Annotated in this window: 10 protein-coding genes and 1 pseudogene; 3 read left to right on the plus strand and 8 right to left on the minus strand. The window is 51.1% G+C overall.

The annotated features are described in order from the left end of the window. Positions 1–28: 28 nt before the first annotated feature. The 7 genes and pseudogenes from BJP58_RS16240 to BJP58_RS16270 form a co-directional block, all read right to left on the minus strand. Positions 29–3004 (minus strand): GAP1-N2 domain-containing protein, encoded by a 2976-nt coding sequence (locus BJP58_RS16240; RefSeq protein ID WP_194544678.1) that lies wholly within the window; start codon positions 3002–3004, stop codon positions 29–31. Then, positions 3004–4263, minus strand: a complete 1260-nt coding sequence (locus BJP58_RS16245; RefSeq protein WP_100541387.1) for a hypothetical protein — start codon at positions 4261–4263, stop codon at positions 3004–3006. Before BJP58_RS16245 ends, BJP58_RS16240 begins: the two co-directional genes overlap by 1 nt. A gap of 74 nt (positions 4264–4337) precedes the next feature. Further along, complete coding sequence (locus tag BJP58_RS16250) at positions 4338–4979, minus strand: beta-mannanase (RefSeq protein ID WP_194544679.1); 642 nt, start codon at positions 4977–4979, stop codon at positions 4338–4340. Positions 4980–4996: 17 nt separating this feature from the next. Then, positions 4997–6262: a vWA domain-containing protein gene (locus BJP58_RS16255; protein ID WP_194544680.1), complete on the minus strand. Its 1266-nt coding sequence runs from the start codon at positions 6260–6262 to the stop codon at positions 4997–4999. 37 nt (positions 6263–6299) lie between these two features. Then, a complete protein-coding gene (locus BJP58_RS16260; RefSeq protein ID WP_194544681.1) occupies positions 6300–8684 on the minus strand; it encodes a transcription initiation factor TFIID in 2385 nt (794 codons plus the stop codon). A gap of 3 nt (positions 8685–8687) precedes the next feature. Continuing rightward, a pseudogene (locus BJP58_RS16265) lies at positions 8688–12076 on the minus strand (tubulin-like doman-containing protein). A 99-nt stretch (positions 12077–12175) separates the two neighbouring features. Beyond that, positions 12176–13963 carry a vWA domain-containing protein gene (locus BJP58_RS16270; protein ID WP_194544682.1) on the minus strand — a complete coding sequence of 596 codons (1788 nt, stop codon included), beginning with the start codon at positions 13961–13963 and terminating at the stop codon, positions 12176–12178. Positions 13964–14277: 314 nt separating this feature from the next. Between BJP58_RS16270 and BJP58_RS16275 the strand changes: the two genes are divergently transcribed. The 3 genes from BJP58_RS16275 to BJP58_RS16285 all read left to right on the plus strand — a co-directional run bounded on the left by BJP58_RS16275 (position 14278) and on the right by BJP58_RS16285 (position 17296). Beyond that, positions 14278–14430: a hypothetical protein gene (locus BJP58_RS16275; RefSeq protein ID WP_164817485.1), complete on the plus strand. Its 153-nt coding sequence runs from the start codon at positions 14278–14280 to the stop codon at positions 14428–14430. 142 nt (positions 14431–14572) lie between these two features. Further along, the gene (locus tag BJP58_RS16280; protein ID WP_233355096.1) at positions 14573–15358 is read left to right on the plus strand and encodes a hypothetical protein; all 786 of its coding nucleotides are present in this window, start codon (positions 14573–14575) and stop codon (positions 15356–15358) included. A gap of 15 nt (positions 15359–15373) precedes the next feature. Beyond that, the gene (locus BJP58_RS16285) at positions 15374–17296 is read left to right on the plus strand and encodes a hypothetical protein (protein ID WP_194544684.1); all 1923 of its coding nucleotides are present in this window, start codon (positions 15374–15376) and stop codon (positions 17294–17296) included. Positions 17297–17496: 200 nt separating this feature from the next. Here the strand turns inward: BJP58_RS16285 and BJP58_RS16290 are convergent, their stop codons facing one another. Continuing rightward, the gene (locus BJP58_RS16290) at positions 17497–18627 is read right to left on the minus strand and encodes a LolA family protein (RefSeq protein WP_194544685.1); all 1131 of its coding nucleotides are present in this window, start codon (positions 18625–18627) and stop codon (positions 17497–17499) included.

Genomic DNA, 18627 nt, shown 5'->3' on the forward strand with positions numbered 1-18627 from the left:
ACGAATGATCGTCTGCTCGTTTTCTATATTAAACTCCTTCATCCGTCTCATTCTCCGGCGTCTGCTCGGGCTCTTCCGAAAGCGCGCTTTCGTCGGACAGCTCATACGAGACGCCATCCACAACAACCTTTTCGACTAGGGACACGTCAAGCGGCTTATCCAGCTTCACGGTAACCTGACTTGAGTAAGTCTGGTTTTCCTGAGCGTCACCAACGCTTTCCGATGACTCCACAGCTTCACCTTCAGCAGGATCAGACGAGTCTTCCCCTTCTGCTATCCCAGTATTCGGGTCCGTTTGATTATCCGTTGATTCAATCTCTGTTCCTGATGGATCGGCTTTTGCTTCGCCTGTAGTTTCATCCGCGCATACCCGCGTTAATTCAGGGCTGGCAGCTTCAAACAACATGCTTGCATCCTTGCCTACAATCTGTAGCTCGTCCACATTGAAATCCCGGCAAGCTGCCGGCTGTTTAAAATGGAAACTCAGCTCGGTCTTGCCCTCCTGCTCGCCTTCCTCCACTACCGTCGCCGTCAGTAATGGCTTTTCAGGGACGGTATCGGAAGAAGCCGGAGGTGCGGTAACTGGAGGGGTAGTGACCGGATTCGGATCGGCACTGCCATCCGCAGGTCCCTTGCCGTTTTGAATCATCATGAAGACAGCGCCAGCAATAACGATCACCGCAAGCAAAGACGACGTGATTTTTACGAACCGCGAATGCTGTCGAATCCATCGCACCAACGGCGAAGCTAATTCAGCCCTAACCTTCGTATACACCGGTTTAAGGATTGGAGCGGGAGAATTGAAATACGTTTTCGCATATTCCTTATTCTTGAAGGCTTCACGATCATAGGTTTTGAAATAATCGACGATGGCGGTGGCATAAGCCGGAACAAGTCCCCGCGGTCTAACGAATACAGGTTGCTCGGCAGACCACATAATATACTGGTATACCACTTCTGCACTGTTGCCGTATCTGTGCAAATAATCAAGCAGGCCCCGATAGTCTACGGCACTGGAACGAATCTCCGTGCAAAAGGCTAGGGTAATGCTATCAAATCGGGATGGCACCACATGGTTCTGCAGCCATTTCCGCATGATTTGCTGGGTTCGTTCCCGCTCCTCGGCTGACAGATCCTCCAGCACCTCCACTCTTGCTTCTTCTCGGCTGGACCATTGGTGAAGGGCCAGCATGACCGCGGCTTTGGACCGAATCCGGGAATCAAACCGCTCTACCCAGCCCTTGAACTCCTTCGGCATTTGCAGAAAGCCGATATCCAGCAGCTGTTTCTGGCTTAATTGCTCGGGCTCCACCTCACGCAAGAGAAAAAGGTTTGCCGCATATATCAACCGGTCTGCAAATGATGTTCCGCCTTGGTAACGACCGATTCCCTTCTGAGGATGGTGCTCCAGCGAATCCAATTGGTCCAGTACGGCGTTGACCGCTCTCACCGGATCCGAATCCTGCTTAAGCTTATCGACAAGCTGGGCTTCGGCTAACCTGATGTAATTCTCCTGTTCCAGCAGGAGTGGGTGGTTCCGAACCCACAAGCCGATCAGGTCTACCAAGTCTGTAGGCGACGCCGCTTGCTGCATGCGTTTTTTCATGTACGGATCAAACATCAACGCCGGCAGTCCCGGACTGGTCAGCACCCTGGCGTAGAAGGCTCGGCTTAAGGCCGGGCTGCCCTCCAGCAGGTCGTAAATCGCCTCGGTCACATCCTGACGCCGCTTCGATAAGGCGTTATTTAATGAGCGGATAAAATATTCCACAATCAGATCATGATGCTGCCGGGGATTGATGCCGTGATAATCCCTAACAAAACCGGCAATGGCTGCATCCGGAACATGTCCGCCTTTGACAAGTTCGAATTCCTGGGCAAACAGGGTGTGGAACAGCTGATCCAGCCGTCCCTTAGAAGCAAGGGCACCTGCCGGCTTCAAATAAAGCAGCATTGCACGCAGAACGGCATGTTTATGCTCATGGTACAAGCCCTCTTGGCCTTCTTCAATCTGGAACAGCACACATAAATCATCGTAGCTGTCCAGCAAGATCCCCAGACCCGGCTCCATATCGGCAAGCATCTGCTCGGCGAAGGCAAAAAAGCGCTCGGAGCGATCCGGGTCCAATAGCGTTTCCCATGCAAAATCAAGATAAGGCTGCTCGGACCATTTCAGATCGGCATTGATAACCCTGCCGGCAGCGAGCTCAAACAAATAATCCTTCTCGATGCTGCGGTCGCTTAGACGCAGGCTGCCCTTCTCCACGAACATAAGGTGAAGTCCCTTCTTGCTCTGCGGCTCCTTGGCATAGGTTACGAATCCAAGCACCTGGCGCAGCGCATAGGGCAATCGGCCAAACAACACAAAGAGCAGCTGCTCCGCCTTCGCGGACAACTGTTCCACCGGCACATCCAGAACGATATATACTTTTTTCTTCCCGGCAGCCGCGGATATGCATGCATAGAGCAGCTGCTTGAATACCTTCTCGTCGATCCCAAGCTCCTGCAATAAGGCTGGCGCCCTCTTATAGGAAATGGCGGCTTGAGAATCGGCCTGAACCGGAATGGCAGGAAGCTGCGGCAGATCAACGCCTTCTTCAATATCGTAGTGATCGGCAAAGGAAGCCTGCAGCCAGGACTGGTAAGCCGAATGCTCATCTTCAAGGAAACCGTCGGGAATGACATAGTGATGCGTAAAAAAGGCACTGCGAAGTCCCGTAAAATCCGCAGGCTGAAACACGCTTCGCCCCAGCACCGTTTCTCCGGTTTCCGTATGGAACAGATGAAGGGCGGCCGGATAAGCCGCCGCTTCCCTCTCGCTTCGTGCCGTCAGCTCGGCAGGAGCCTCGTATTGGCAAAAGGGATGCAGCACCTTTTTGATAAAGGAGGCCTCCAAGCCGGACGAACGGGCCACCGTATCAAAGCCTTCAGCTGAACGGAATATGCCCCGCCGCTCCCGCGTGTACATTTGCTGCTGTATGGTTCGGGATGGGAAATCCGGCACTAGTCTTCCCTCCCCTGAATATACTTCAGCTTGTACAGAAGCCAGATGAACGGTTCATCCACCCGAATCGGGCTAACGACGCTTTGCAGCTTCTGGTCGACAGGGTTGCTGCCGAGAGCCGACACGGCAAAGTATGCAGTATTCGAAAAGTATACATCCATCGTTCCCTTGAACGGACGGTCAACCTTCTCGATAAAACGGCGGATCTCGCCGTCAATATTTTCAAACTCGGTCAAATTCAAAAACTTGCGGTGTACCACATTGTTAAAAATGTTGCTGTTCAGCTTCACATATTCGCCATCCTCATCTTTAAGGGCATGAAGCATATCGCTCTTGGTCAAGACAACCGCTGTCGGAATATCCGTCTTGCCCTTGTCCTCATAAGCGATGAAATCGCCGAACATCGTCAGTACGACGTCACGCGGCTCATCATACTGGGATACCCATTCACCGGGCTGGTCACCGAATTTCAGACGGATTTTCTCTCGAATGGAGCGGATTTGGAGCGGATCCACCATAAACAGAATACCCGCGGAATTCTTGATATGCTGTCCGTGAAGGCCCAAATAATCCTCGTCCACCATGCCCTCGCCCGCCACGTCAAAAAATACGAGCGTTAACGGCGGCTTGGACTCGTCCTTGAACACGAATTGGAAAATGAAAGGCTCCTGCATCTTCTCCTTCTGCGTAGACGCCAGCAAATCTCCCCGCTCAAACAACGGCTCCTCATAGCCGGTACGGAACTTGCGGCTGATCTCGGCATTCAGCGGCATGCAGGCCGCATCGAAATGATCCGCCGTCGTATGCTGCAGCGTATGAATGAGCGAAGTCATATAGACCGACTTGCCCACTTGCGAAGCACCGATGATCGAGATGATGTTGCTTGGCACCTTCCCGGCGGTTACCGGAAGCTCATTGTGGCATTTCGGGCACAACCGTCTGCGCGTGACGACGCCGTAACGGTCATTCAATCCAACCAGTACGTGATCCGAATAAATGTGCTGCTCCTCCGGTATGTCGCTCGGACGGATAATCGCTTCGATATCATACACTGAATCCAGCCCAAAGCGTTCACGGTACCGATTCAGCTCATCATCTTCCCCAAGCGCATAGTCCTCGTCATCCTCTCGGTCGTGGGCAGCCCGGAAGACAACCTCTTTCGGAGCAAACTTACTGAAACAGTAAGGGCACACAATGTCATAGAACAGCGGCCTTGGCTCCGGCTCCGGTTTTTTCTTGAATATATCAAAAATGCCCATCTTTCGTACCTCCCTCTGAACCCTATGAATTACACACTGACGCGTTCAACGTGGTTGCTGTGTGTTCGATTTCTCTATCTATAAACGAGCTCATACCGTTGTCCATACTTCTTGCCATCCGTAAAAAACAAGCGAATATAATCGTTCTTGCCCACCTCGATCGCAGGCAATTCATTGCGCCCTGCCGCAAAATCCGTAACGAAAGGGTACAAGATGCCGTCTTCCTTGTTAACCGGATAAGCCCCCTGCTTCTTTACGTAACATAAAACGTCCTTGGGTACCGGCACTTCCGCCGTCACCTGAATTTCAATCGTCTTATAGGGTTGCAGCCAGCGGCTCTTTTCGCGGATGGAGTATGTCAGCATGGCTTTGCCGGTGCTGAACTGAATGCTGTTCGCTTCATCCGGCTGCCTGATTAAGGCCATCTCTCCGTCTTCGGAAGACATGGCATACACCGTGTACATAATCTGACCAATTCCGTCCACCCGATCCCGATACCCATTGTTCGCCTTGTACTCGTCTCGGGTATACAGACGCAGGCTGCCAGGCTCCAAAGCTCCAGCGGTCGGACCAAATCCATCATCCATCTCGCGGTGAATGTATACCGCCTGAAGATCTGGCGGCCAGTTCCAGCGGAGCGTACAGAAACCATCTTCCAACTGATAGCTTAATCCCTGAATGACCCATTCTCCGGGCTCCGCATTTTTAAAACGCATATCGAACGCCCCCTGCTTTAAAATCCTCGGCTTGTTGAATCATTCGGCCGTTGTCCTCGTCCCGTTCGGCCCGGCCGCTGCTCATTACGAATGATCCTGCTGTTCTCCTTAACCGGGATCACCAACGTAAACAAGGCGATGACTCCTGCGAGAATGAAGCAGGCCAGCATACGAATGGAGGCATCCCCCACTTCTACCCCGGATAGGCCATATTCCAGAACAACGCCTGCGAGCACGCCGGATACCGCTCCGCCGATGCTGAAGCTGAGCGCGAGATGGCGGTTATCAAACACAATCCCGAGGGCAAGGCCCATGGCAGCGCCAATAAGCAGCATCGCAGCGATTCTTACAATCTGATAATAAACGCTATCTTCCATAACGCCCGTACGTTTCGTCAACAGGGAACGATCCCCGACATCGTCATAGATTTTCTGGAAAACAAAAGACAAATCTGCCGCGTTCTGCACGTCGTAATATTGCCCGCCCGTTTCGGCGGCAATCGTCTGAAGCAGTTGGGCACCGTCCGGGTTAACAAGGCTGAGGCCAATCGTATTCACCGCGATTTGCTGCTGCTTGTAGTCCGCAAGCACACGCGCATGATCCGTTTCGCTAAAGCCGTCCGACAGCATAATGACCATGGCGCTTCGAGCGGCATCATGGCTCTCTTGGATATGCGTCATGGTATCCTCCAGCGCGAGACTGATGTCCGTGCCACCGTCGGTCGTTGCCAAACCGTCGATTTCCGCGATGATCTCATCCTTGGCTTCTTGGTTCTTCACACGCGTAAACGGCTGCAGTAACGTTGTCGCATGATCAAACACCATCACCGATACACGGTTATCCTCGTCCATGCGTTTGATCAGATTTTTGGCCGCCGTATATCGGTCCTGATTCGGGTCCGTATCTTTCATGCTGCCTGAATTATCAATGATCAGCACGATGTCCTTCACGGGCTTGGCGCTGCCCGGGTTCAACTGATACACCCACTCAAACAGCATACCTAGCAGGAACAGCGCCACCAAAGTGGATGGAATCAGCAGCTTCCATGATGTGCCTGTATATCGCTGTCTCCATGAGCTCCCATTCAAACGAGGGGAGATCAGTTCTGCGATTAAGCAGGCCAATCCGATGCACAAGGCCAAAATTCCGAAATAGATCCCTGTAACCACGATGACGGGAAGCCCTGTCCCCCACTGGCGAAGCCAAAATTCCCCAATGGCAAATCCGATTCCCCCACCGACTAGACTAAACAGCAGCAGGAGAGGGTTTATTTTTCGTTGCACAATACACGCCTACTCTCTGTATCAGAATCTAAGAACGCTAGCGCAGCTCGGGAAGTTGCGCCGGTTCCATTCCATGAAATTCATAACCGTTTGCCGTATAGGTCTCGTAGTAGGTTCTGCCATTCCGGTAGTACATCAGATCCTCCAAGTGGAAACCTCCCATCAGGTTCAGCTTCTCAACCCCGCTTGAGCGCTTCTCATGCACGATGCCAAGCTTGTACACCCGTAAAGCTTCATCGGCGTGAATCGCGTAACGGACGAATTCGCTGTCGGCATCGCCGAAGAAATATTTCTCCTCGTATCGATGCTCCTGCGTATAGTCAAGCAGTCTGACCAACGTAACGGAGTTCTCCTCCAGCATCCGGTATAGCACCTTAAACAGATCTTCCTTGGCAAGCACCTGCTTGTTATTGTAGTCGATGGTTACGTTCGCCCGCCGCAGCAGTTCTTCCTCGAAGGTCTGCACGAACGGCTCTGCCGTCAATAGATCCCTCAAACAGACCCGGATCATGTTCGACAGGATCGGTTCGATCCCTTCATGCGTAACGATGGAGAGATTGCCGACATACCGTTCCTCGAAGAATACGCCCTGGCCGCGCTTGCTCTCCAATTCCAGCATCAGCTCTTCCGTGACCAGGCCATAATACTCCATCAGGTTCTGGCCGATATAATCATCTGCGGTACGGATGCTCGACTTGGCCGCTTCCAGCAATTCCGCTTCGAGCTGGTCCAGCATGTTCGCCTGCTGCTTGTACTGACGGTAAATCCGTTCGAGCTCCGTCTCATACAATCTGTAAAGCTCTAGCTCCGTTTCCAGCTGCAAAAGCTCATATTTGCGTCGATAAACCTCGCCCACGAAATATCGAATGAAATGGCGCACATTCTGTTTATCCCGAAAAGGAAGCTTCTTGAATGGCTGACTTTCCACGCTTTCCTCATAATAGCGGTTGAGTCCGTCCTGCTCGCTCTTCAGGAGGCTGCCGAGATCCCGGATTCGGGAACGAACCGCTTCAAGCAGTATCCCCTCTCCCGCCTTGTCGCTCGTCCACTTCACGATTTGATAACAACCGATTTGCGGGTGATCCGCCAAGGTTCGACGAAGCGCACGATGAAGCTCCTCAGAAGTACTCATATCTCTAAGTCTCTTTTGGACCTCCAGCTCATAATTGCTGTGAAAAAATTGCCGGCAGCCATCCCCGAACAATGCCTCTTCTGCTTCACGAATGTTCATCCGCTTCAGCCCGGCATAACTGACGGGGTGTGACATCATACCCTTTAGCCCGTCCAGATGCTCCGGGTTTGGCAGCATCCGGTCCGCTCTTGCCGATACGGCCTCCGGATTTAGACCAAAGTAGGTCAGGCATTCATGAACCTCCGGTTCGGGCCCGCCCTTCATGCGAAGGAGAAGTCCGCGGCATAGATGATAGAGCACCGTTAGCGCAATCGGCTCGTTCGGCCTCTTTACTCGGGCAAAGCCTGCGGAGACAAAGCCTTGGCGGCCGGATTCGGTCATGATATTGCTTTTGAACGACGTATTGTTGTATATGCCCCGGACTCCGTCATAGGTTTCATCCTTCTGCTTCCGGTTCTTAAGCAAACCCAGATGGCAGATGATATCGTAGATATCCTGCATCCCGGCGTAACCCGATATGCCGCGTTCATTCTTGTCGGATAGTACATAAACGAGATCAAACAACGGCGAGGCCGGGTGGACGACCGGAATGGTCAGCCCATCCTCCGTGACCTGCAGCGGCGCGGAGAAGTTGTATTCCCGGCTCTGCATCAGCTCCAGCTCCCGCAGGAAGGCAACGCCCACAGAGCTCGCATAACCATAGGAATCAATCTGATCCCTTTCATTAATGAGCGCATACATATCCATTTGCACCGACTTGAATGACTGCTGGAAGATGGATGCGGCCAGTAATGAAATTTCCGGTATAAACACATTGAACGGGTCATCGACCCGTGTAATGACAGACAGATGAATCCGGTCAAAGGATGAATAGCTGCGTCCATAATCTGAAATATGGTGGCTCAGCTTCCGAATCGCTTTATTCAACCCGGCCAGGTGATGCGGGTCCCGATAGAAGTCTTGGTACAGCTCCTTGCGTGCGGACTTGGATGAGCCGTCTGACGCTGGCAATTGCAGATGATACCGATGAAGGCGACCGGAGGATTCGGAGCCTTTCGGCTCCCGATTCCCGCTCCGGTCCGTTCCCACATGAAAATAAACGACGCTTGCGCTGTTATCCCATTTGCGGTCATGGATTTCCATGATCGGTTCGATGGCGGACGCTGTCTTGTCGCCAATGAACAAGTATACCTCCGGGTAGTGGATGCTGCTCTGATCATCCTCCATCAAGGTAAGCTGCTCTTCCGACTTGGCATAGCCGGCAGCATACTGGCGAAGAATCTCCCTCATCGTCTATTTCAACCTTCTTCGGATGTCGTTTAATTTCGAAGATACCTGTCTGTAGAACTGGTATCGCTCCTCACCGTCCGCAAGCTCCACCTTCTCGTATTCGAGCCGGTCGCGCGTTTCCAGGAACCGCTCGGCCAATTCCTCCAGCTTCGTGAGCAGCGGCGTAATGTCCTCGGAAGCGGTCAGCTCCTGATCGCGGCGGGAGGATTTGCGAAGCAGCGTGCTTCGGCTTTTCTCATCCAGCTGACGGAAGTGCTTGTAAACTTCATACTCCACGTCGTTCACGCTTTTCAGCAGGTTGGCAAACGGCTCCCAGGAATCTTCCTCCGGATCGCGATCATAAACGAAGAGCGCACCCTTCTTGGTGATCGTCCCGGTGTACAACGCCTCGATGAATTGATCAAGCCATTTCTCTTCATTCTGATTGTCGCTGATCAAGAGCTCGAATTCCGTGATTTTGGCCGCGATGGCAGCATATTTCTTCAGCTCTTCCCGCACGATGCGGATCATTTCCGGCGAACGGATCAGATTCTCCTTGGCCATATCCTCGTTGATGCTGTTGAAAATATCCTTAGAGCCAACCCGTTCCAGCCCCTCGTTCAAGAGCCGCTTCAGCTCGGTCCATGCCCGCTTCACTTCCCCAAGATTAGGCTTGGGACTATCCAACTGCAAATCATAAGCGCGAAGCAGCTCGTTCAGATCAAATGGCTTCGTAAACACGACCGCATAGCGGCTGCTCGTATTCTGGTCAACGTCCTTCTGGATGATGACTTTAAACTCTAGCGCCTGGTTAAATTCAGCGCGTACCCGGGCGTTATAATCCTGAACCCGCGGGTTGACGTAGGTATCCCCCAGGATTTCTCGGGAATCGGTGATGGCAGGTACGTCCAATTGTTGCGGTCCGTCTGAACCAAGTGACGCCCGACGCCTTCCTTGTCCATGATCGTGCGTTCGTAGCTTTCCTCATAAACCTTTAGCGGCGTATAGACGAACAGCGGCACGCCGTTCTTCGTATTCAACCAGAAAATCCGGTTCTTCACTTCGCTCTCCTTCACGGTGAAGTGAGACTTCCCGACCGAATTGTTCTGATAATTGCGAATCCCCTTCAGAATGCTTGGTGCCTGTACCGGCACGGACACGAAGCCCCAGGAAGGGAAGTACAGATTGCCTGCGCTGTTGCTCAGATGGAAGACCGGCACGGCTTCGTCATCCAGCTTGCTGGCGATGTTGCGCTCGACGAATTTTTCGATGGAATCCTCCTGCCCGAATTTCATGACGAGGAAATCCTCCATCGAGCGGGTGATGAGATCGCCGAATTTATCGGTAAGAAACTCCGAAATGGATCTGACGATATCGATCTCCTGCTCCCGCGTCCAACGATTGGCATGGCTCAGCAGCTCCTGCGCGAAATCGCGGATGAGATCGTCCACATCCTTCTGATCCATGATTTTGTTGATCACGTCGGAAATGTCGGGCACGCTGACCAGGTTCCAGTAATACGTTTTATTCCCTTTATGGTCCTGCTGCTCTTCCCCGTTGACGAGAATGTCGCCGTTCTTGGCGAAAATCGAATTCAATGCATTCAGAATTTCCGTATACACGCTGTAAATCCGGTTATTCTCCTGATTCAGCAGATCGTATAAATCCTCATAGAATTCAATCATCTGCTCGGTGCGTTCCACATCGGCTTCCAGCCAATATTCGTTGATTTTGGCTTCAATATAGATATTCTTCTTCTTATCCTTGGAGACAAAAGCGCTCTTCGCATCGCCCAGGCGTTCGATGGCCTGTTCCCTGGCCGACTCGATGTCACGGGGAATGCGGGTCAGATTCTCGCGCAGCGCCTCGATGTAGGACAGCAGCATCTTCAGCAGGCTGAAGCCCTTCTCCGTATAGATCAACCGGGACACATAGAACGGTCCTTGCTGCGGATGCAGGAACATGCGGCGGATTTGATCGCTGAACTGAGCCACGATCTCGCCCGGCAGCTGCTTCTTCGCTTTGATATACTCCTCGCGGGCTCTTGCCAGGAAATTCTGCTCCAGCTCCGTGTCCATATTGATGACCTGGTTCTTCACCACGTTCGCGTAGCTGAGCCGTTCGCTATTCTGGTACCCGGGGAGCGGCTCCGGCACGCGGGACTCGAAGTTCTTCGTCATCGAGTCCAGGTCGATGCCCAGCTTGCTTGCGAATTTCTCGACGTCCTCCTGGCTTGGCGCCTTCTCGAACATGGTTTGCATTTTGCCGAAAACGCGGTACGCGAGATAAGTGGTCATCTCTTCAATCGGTAGAACAGCTGAAGATGCGCCGATAATGTTGTAGTCGTAATTGGCAGGGTACGCCTTGTTCATCTGCGCGATATTGGTGCGGATGTTGCTAATGTAGTCATGGATCGCAAACTCTTCGCCGGACTGTTTTTCCTCGCTGGCCATGAAGTTTGTGATGTTCTCAGCGGTAACGTTCATGCAATAATCATAGGCGTTCTCCAGCAGCTTGCCTTCCGTATTCGTAGCGGAAATCAGATGGCACAGATTAAACGGAGGCAATGGAGAGTTCACGTTCAGGATATTGCCGTACTGCTGTTTGAAACGCTCGCCTCTGGCATCCACGTTCATCCAGTAATCGAGCTCTTTGAGTGCGGCGTAACCGTTCTTCTTGATGTATTCGCGCGTATGCTCGCTCAAGCTTTTGTTCGCCAGATTAATATCCGGCGTAAACAGATAGCCAAGGGTGTTCACGCGGTCAATGCCGGCAGAGCCGTGGTCGCGTTCGATAATGCCGCGGACGATATAGGCGATGTCCAAGAAGCAGCCGCTGCCCGTACCGCCGGACAGCCCCGTCAGCAGGAAAACCATCAGCTTTTTGTTCGTGCCGACCGACAGCGTCTTGATCTTCTTGTCGATCGCCTGCACCACTTGCGTAATCTTCGTGAACAGGAGCAAACGGCCCGCTTGGCGTACGCCTGCTGCCCCGTTCATGCCATCGGTAATGCTCAGTTCTGGCGACAGCCAATCTGTAATGTACGGCTCCAGGATGCTGCGGTTTTGGAGGAGGCCTCCAATCTCGGCATTGGAGAGAAGCACGAATTCATTGATCGGATCAAGCCCGATGCCTTTATAACGTTTATTCTTATCCTGCTCGTTGGTCTCAAAAGCCAGAAACTCCACATTATCCGGCTTGTCCATTCTCTTCTTGGACAACGGATCCTCCGGCAGCTTGAACCGGCGGTTAATCTGATATTTCAAGCGCAGCAGCGCATCGATCCCCGTCCCTCCAAGTCCAATGATAAGGATCGGATTGTCGATGGTATCGACCCGTATTTTCTCGCTGACAATCCCGCCTCCAAGTGAAACGTCAAGCTGTTGTATATGTTCTCTTACTACCGGTTTCATAACTTCCCCTCCTGATAGATCATGGCTTTAAGAGGTTGTTCAAAAAGTCCGCTTTTGATAAGAAGTGAGTCAGGAAGCAGCCCTTTTTGAACACGCGCTTTAAGCCAAATATTCAAATAGTATCGTTTTGTCCGCCTGCTGCAGGGAAACTCTCAGCCGGTCTCCGTTCTTAAGCTCCGTGCCATTCGATGCATCCAGCGCGCGGCCGGATTTCTCAACCACGGCTGAAGAATTGTTTTTAAGTATAATGCGGTCGTTCTTGCCCGGCATGAATAAGATCTTCTCGGTCTCCTTCAGCTCGGGAGCAAGCTGCAGAAGCTGATGCAGATTGAACTTCCCTTTGAACGAAGTCAGCTTCTTGTATTGCGGAAACGTCTTCTCGCCCGTGTTCTCGTCTCTGATCTCGATCACGATCTGGCCGACAAAGCCTTTATTCGCTTTCTTAATCGCGCCGAGTATGAAATATGCAGCCGCTCCAACAAGGAGCAGCGCCGCGATGCCAATGATTACGGGCCATAATGGAAAAGGTTTCGCATCCTCGCCCGCAGTCATCTCCTTCCCGTCGCTTCCGGAGCCCGTGGCTGCTGCCTTTGCGCTTATCTTCACCGGCGCACTTTCGCGGTAGAAGCTCTGCTCCTCCGCCCGTACCTTCAGCTCGTAGTCGTGCTTTTGCGGAATCTTGTAACTCCCTTCAAAGCTGCCGCCTTTATTCTCAAGCTCGACCTCTGACTCGTCCCCGGTGTCCAGATCCTTAACCAACAGCTTGGCCGTCATATTGCCATACTGCTCCTGGTCCTGCAGCTTCTGTCCATTGCTGACGAGATATGCCTTAATATCGATCGTATCTCCTGCCTTTACCTTTGAAGGTGGCGGAGGATCCATGGTCAGCTCCAGGTCGTAGTTGAATACGAGGTTAATGTCGATTTTGTCTTTCGATACGCCTTTCACCTGCAGCTTCCAATCGCCTTGCTGCGGCTTCAGCAGCTTGAGCAGCGAGTAGGAATTGGAAGTAGATCGCAGGACATTGCCCGAAGGAATAGTCTGCTCAGCGCCGGCAGGATCGACCAGCTTCACGTCGACCGGGCTTGAGGACATAATGGAAATGTTCGCCTCCAGCACGTTCGCATTCGGCACACGAACCGTAACTTCCTGATAGCTTCCGTTGCCGGTAATGGATTGTACCGGAACGATCTTAAGCTGCTGGTGGCTGGCAAAAATCTCGCTTAATATTTGCGGAAGGTCATCCGCCGAACTGGTAGTAAAGGACTTGCCCCCCGTTTGGTTTGCCAATTCATCCAACGTTTCTTTATTCAGCTTCCCGTCGGCATTCAGCCCGATCGTATAAATCGGGATGCCGCTCCCCTTGGCCTCCTTGACGGCTTGCTCTAACTGATCTGACGCTTCTTGGCTCGTCTTGCCTGTGTTTGGATCCAGATCATTGTTACCGTCGGCCAAAACAACGATCATCGGCGCATGCGCCGGGTCCATTCCCTGCTTCAGCACTTTCACGGCTTCATCAAGGCCTACGGACATATCCGTGTACGGACCGCGATCCAGCTGATCGATAAACTCCTTCAGCGCGGTCTTGTCCGCCTCCGACTGAATTTCAAGCAGTGCTTTCTCCCGCTGAATCCGGTCAGTATAGGATACGACGCCGACCTTGTCGCCGGTGGTGGCCAGCATGTCGATAAACATCTTCATCGCTTCGCTGCTGATCCTCTCCGGATCACTGTTTTTCATGGAGTTGCTGGCATCCATCACCAGTACGGCATCAATCTTGGAGCCTTGCGAGGCAGCCATTGCCTGAGGCATGGTTCCTCCGCTCCAGGTCAGGGTCAGCAGCACCGCTGCCATCAAAGAGAGAAGCCATTTATTTTTACGTAACATCGAATTACTCCTTCATCCATTTAGTCTAGCATCAGGTGGATGCCTCGGTTCGTTTGTCAGACCGTTAGTCTAACTGTAGGCAATAAGTCTTAAAATTACATGAAAGAAAGCTTAAAAACATACCGGGAACATCCATTTCTCTGGTGTATTTATATAGAAAATACCATGCTAATCACTAAAATATACCAGCACTATGTCCATATGATATAATTATACCTGCCAAAGTTCAACATAATCAGTCGTACCACCCGAACTTAGGACACAAGCCTCACCCGCCATTTTCGAACAAATACGATGCCGAAAGGAATAGATATATGATTACATACGGATGTCTCGGGATTTTGTTTCTTTTTGTCATCATCAAGATCACGGCCTACTTCAAGCGTAAGAAGAACGCCCCGACACCGGAGCAGCTGCATCAGACTCTGCTTGAAGTTGCCAACTCACAGAGGGAACAGCATGGATAAGAAAAAACCCGTACAACTTCGCCCCTATAGTAAAACGAGATATGTCTACCAAAAGTTAAGGGTTTGCAAACATTGCCACCATTTCACGATTCTTTGGGAAGACAGCTGCGCTCACTGTAAACGCAACGCCCTTGTTCCCGTTATGGAACTTGCAGAGAAAATGGCCAAGCGTTCCATGCAGAGTGACCGACTTCTCTTCTATATAATAGGGCTCTCTGCCGTGCTTCTTAGTCAGACCTTCTTGCAGATCGCGATCTCCTTTGCTTGTATGGTGGTCCTGCTTGTATGGTTATGGCTGATCCAGCGGCGAGTGCTGCATTCCGAGACCCTGCACGCTCTGGACAAGCTTATAAGAAGTCAGCGAAAACAGATTCTTGAAGGCCTTGACCTGAACAAAGCGACGGCTTCTGCCGCCATCAAGGAAGATGCCCAGCTAGGGTATGAAATCGTCAGGGAAATTGCCTTTTTGGTCCGAAATGACCGCATCCGTCTGCAGCAGATCGTTCTCCTTCAAAGCTTCAGCCTGCGCAAGGATATGGAGCTTGAGCTTGAGCCGCTGCTGCTGGATGAGTTTGATCCGGACTTAGCCGCCTATATCGGTGAAATCGCCAAAATTAAACGCGAGTTGATTAACAGCAAAGCCATCCAATACCTGCTCGACCATGAATCCAACATTTTGCGGATGGAGCAAGGCAGGCAGATTATGATCGACGCCGCCGGGGCAGCGGTACGGAAGAAAAAATACATCGATACCTTCCCTGATTTCATTAGCCGCTATGCGGATGGATTGCCGAGATATCGCTTCCTCCGCTTGTATCAGATCGTACGCCGCAATCCCGGCTTGTCGTGGAACGGCCTGCGGGACCGGGTGTCGGCCATTTATAATGAACACTACCGCTCGGACCCTGATTTTCAAAAATGGGATTAGAGGGGCTATACCGTTATGACGATGAAAAACACGCTAACCCTGCGTAATTTGTATCTTTTTTTATGTATAGTCCTTCTGCTGCTGATCGGATATAAGGGAATTCATATCTATCAGAAAATCGAATCGATGGCGCAAGCAGAGCTATTGTATGCTCAGAAGAAGCTCGTTCAGGCAGAAGAATGGTATCAAAAAGCGCGAAATAATCGCTCCCTTCTATATAAAGAAGAGCTGCTTGCCTCAAGACTGCAAGAGCTTGAACCCGTTACTTCCATGAAGCAGAGCCTTTCCTCGCTTGATCATCGATTGAGCCGGGTCGGGGAAGCAGGCGATTTTTCCGGCTTTATGAACGTGTATGCCGAATTGCTTGACGCGGAGCTGAAACTTGCCGGGCAACAAGGGGCTTATGCTTCCTACTACGATGAAATTGCTGCGTTCTACGGAATCCCCGACGATGTGAAACGGATATTCCTGCAGTTCATTGGTTTGTTTAACCGTCAGGCCGATGAACTGGTTGAAGAGCAAAAGTATGACGACAACAGCTTCAAATGGAATTTGCTCCGTATTCCCGATTCATTCTACGGCGGGGAGAAGCAGAAGAATGACAAGCTGCTCCGTCTGTTCCAGCGTTATGACGAAATGATTCTAACCCGTCTGGCAGGAGCCGGACAGTATACCGACATGTTGAATTGGTCGCAGTCTATGAGCTCCGAATATGCCAGCCGATCACTGCCGGCTGCCTGGTTGAACGGCAAGACCGATGAACTTGTGTATACCATGCTGCAAAGGGATGTCCAGCGAGAGCGGCCCTCCGATTTTGCTTCGCACGCCATGGGGTACAGTGAGTACCTGGAACGAAACGAGCGGAAGAACGCGGAAATCATGGACTATATTCAGAATCAGATCAATCGGTGGATTGCAGCTGCTGATGGAATGGTGCAAGATCAGAACTACGAGGAAGCGATAGCTCTTTATGATGCGTTGTCGGGATACCAGGATATGAGCGGTAAACAACAAGCTGCCGAATTGGCCTGGACGATCCACGATCCGATTCGTTTGTTTCAAGCGGCGGGTCTCAAAGGCAGCTTCAGCTACGTAAGCGGAGGCGGGAATCTCTTTGGAGGATTGGCCTATGCCATTGGAGTCGATGAGGGAAATATCATCTATTTAGCGGTCTTGAAAGCCGATGAAACGGTGCAATTATTCCAAAACCATGATTACCCGTCCGACATCGCCATCCAACAGGTTTCAGTTGAGGAATCGCTTAGCACCGCTAAGAATCCGGTCATCCTTGTGGAGGGCGACGCAGGGACCGGACTGGTATTGTATTCAGGGTATGAAGCCAGAGATGCCAATCTGACGCTGCTGTTCCAGTTCACGGCCGAAGGCTACCATGCCCAGCCGGATAAGTCTTTGCTGGTCACCAATCTGGAAGGAGCAAGCCCCGACGAGATCGCCATCTTCGAGCGTCAGGGAGACCAATACGGATTCACAGGATATCAGGTTCATTATACCGACATCGATATCGCTAATATCGAGAAGTATCCGAATGAGAAGGTTCGCTTCTCTGTCCATATCCTGGAGGGTGGCTATGGCGAAGTCGTTGCAGAACGCGATGGATACCATGTCATTTTAAGAGGAGACCTGGATTTCCCTGCGGGAAGCGCGACGCTAATCGGTACGTTCAATGGCGAGTATCAGCAGCTGGAGATCCCGGGAAGCCAGAGTTCCATTATTCCGGACCCTGCTGATCAGGAGACCGAGCAGGTTGATGGACACAATGGAGACGTTATAGATGAAACCGAGAATCCAAGCGACGCCGTCACTACAGAGGATATCAATCCAGATGATGTTCAACAAGAACATAACGGAAGTAGTGACAGCACCGTATCCGGTCAGATCACGCAGGTACCTGTCATTCAGGTAGAATCGATTGAGTAAGTATAGCAAAGAGGCTGTGTCCCTTAATCTTCAGGGGCGCAGCCTCTTTGCTATACTTATAGATATCAATCGTTATAGGATAATCCTTCCTTAAATTTTGAATGAATCCAAATGAGAGAAACCCTGTGCCTTTGAACAAGTACAGGGTTTCTGATTATCGGACGGCGTAACTCTATAGTTCAATGTTAATTACATACATGTTACTCAGGTCTCGTGTCTGTCAGTAGTTCTGCCCATTCAAGAAGTTGATCCAGCTTATTTTGGGTACCCTGTTGCGCAGCCATCAGGGTGTATCTCAGACCTTCCTCATCCCAGCTGATGACTTCGATTTCTTTTAAATAGTCCCCCTTGTGACCTCTGACCATCACCGGTTCTCCAAACTCTTCTTCCTGATCCTCGTTCTCGGGAGATTTGAACACGGACAGACTTAAAGCCGTCTTCCCTTCCTCCAGGTAATTTATCATCACTTCGGTTCGATCCAACTCTCCGCTACCTTCAAACATTTCCACAGATATTTGATTGAAACTTTCGGCAGGGAACTGCAAGAACGAGTGGCCTAGAGCTGCCTCTGCCTCTTCAAGCGTCACGGATTTCGGACCGAAGTCCTCCATTGAGATCATTTCAACATTCTCCGGGAGCTCCAGTTTAAATGTATCAGTAGTAAATTCCGGAGATTCATCCAACAGCTTATATGCGAACTCAGATGTGATATCTCCTGTTGTGACTTTGGATTTAACAACCATCCAGTTTTTGGCATTGACCCAGTACTCCTGAGAACCAATCAACGTGCTTTTACCCTCTTCAAGCGGAGTCGCCTTGATATGATATACGTCATTCCCAAGCCATTTCTCTTTCGCCACTGTTTCAATGGAATGGGTACTCCGCATGCGCTCAAGCTGGCTCAGCATTTTCTCTTTTGGAGAGCTTTTAAGGGGTCCAACCACCTCGGCATCCATAATATAAGCTGTATTTCTGGCTTTCTCATAGACAATGATCTGTTTACCATCATTCACGGACACGCTTTGATCGTTTCCCTGTGTAGCGATCTCGTTACGCATATTGCCGTTCTCTGCGTTATACCATTCTTTAATCGACATAGATTCCGTTCTCTTATCTCCTTCGATAAGGTTCATCTCAGCTTCGGCATAGTAAGAGAAGGGCTTGTTATTCTCTTCAATGGCTTTTTCCACCATTTCTTCACCCGTATAAGCCAATGCTTCTCCTGTCTGACAGCCTGTCATCAGTGCACCTGACAGTAGAGATGTCCCTAGAAGGAAAATCAATTGTTTTCTTTTTAATATGTTTCTAACCCTTTTCTTTGTCTGTATCAT

This window comes from Paenibacillus sp. JZ16 (genome assembly GCF_015326965.1).
Lineage (GTDB): Bacteria > Bacillota > Bacilli > Paenibacillales > Paenibacillaceae > Paenibacillus_AQ.

What these genes read in the sequence shown, in the direction of transcription:
- BJP58_RS16280 (WP_233355096.1), top strand. Translation starts at nt 14,573, where the DNA reads ATGGAACTTGCAGAGAAAATGGCCAAGCGTTCCATGCAGAGTGACCGA.
- BJP58_RS16260 (WP_194544681.1), bottom strand. Translation starts at nt 8,684, where the DNA reads ATGAGGGAGATTCTTCGCCAGTATGCTGCCGGCTATGCCAAGTCGGAA.
- BJP58_RS16290 (WP_194544685.1), bottom strand. Translation starts at nt 18,627, where the DNA reads ATGATACAGACAAAGAAAAGGGTTAGAAACATATTAAAAAGAAAACAA.
- BJP58_RS16275 (WP_164817485.1), top strand. Translation starts at nt 14,278, where the DNA reads ATGATTACATACGGATGTCTCGGGATTTTGTTTCTTTTTGTCATCATC.
- BJP58_RS16270 (WP_194544682.1), bottom strand. Translation starts at nt 13,963, where the DNA reads ATGTTACGTAAAAATAAATGGCTTCTCTCTTTGATGGCAGCGGTGCTG.
- BJP58_RS16250 (WP_194544679.1), bottom strand. Translation starts at nt 4,979, where the DNA reads ATGCGTTTTAAAAATGCGGAGCCCGGAGAATGGGTCATTCAGGGATTA.
- BJP58_RS16285 (WP_194544684.1), top strand. Translation starts at nt 15,374, where the DNA reads ATGACGATGAAAAACACGCTAACCCTGCGTAATTTGTATCTTTTTTTA.
- BJP58_RS16245 (WP_100541387.1), bottom strand. Translation starts at nt 4,263, where the DNA reads ATGGGCATTTTTGATATATTCAAGAAAAAACCGGAGCCGGAGCCAAGG.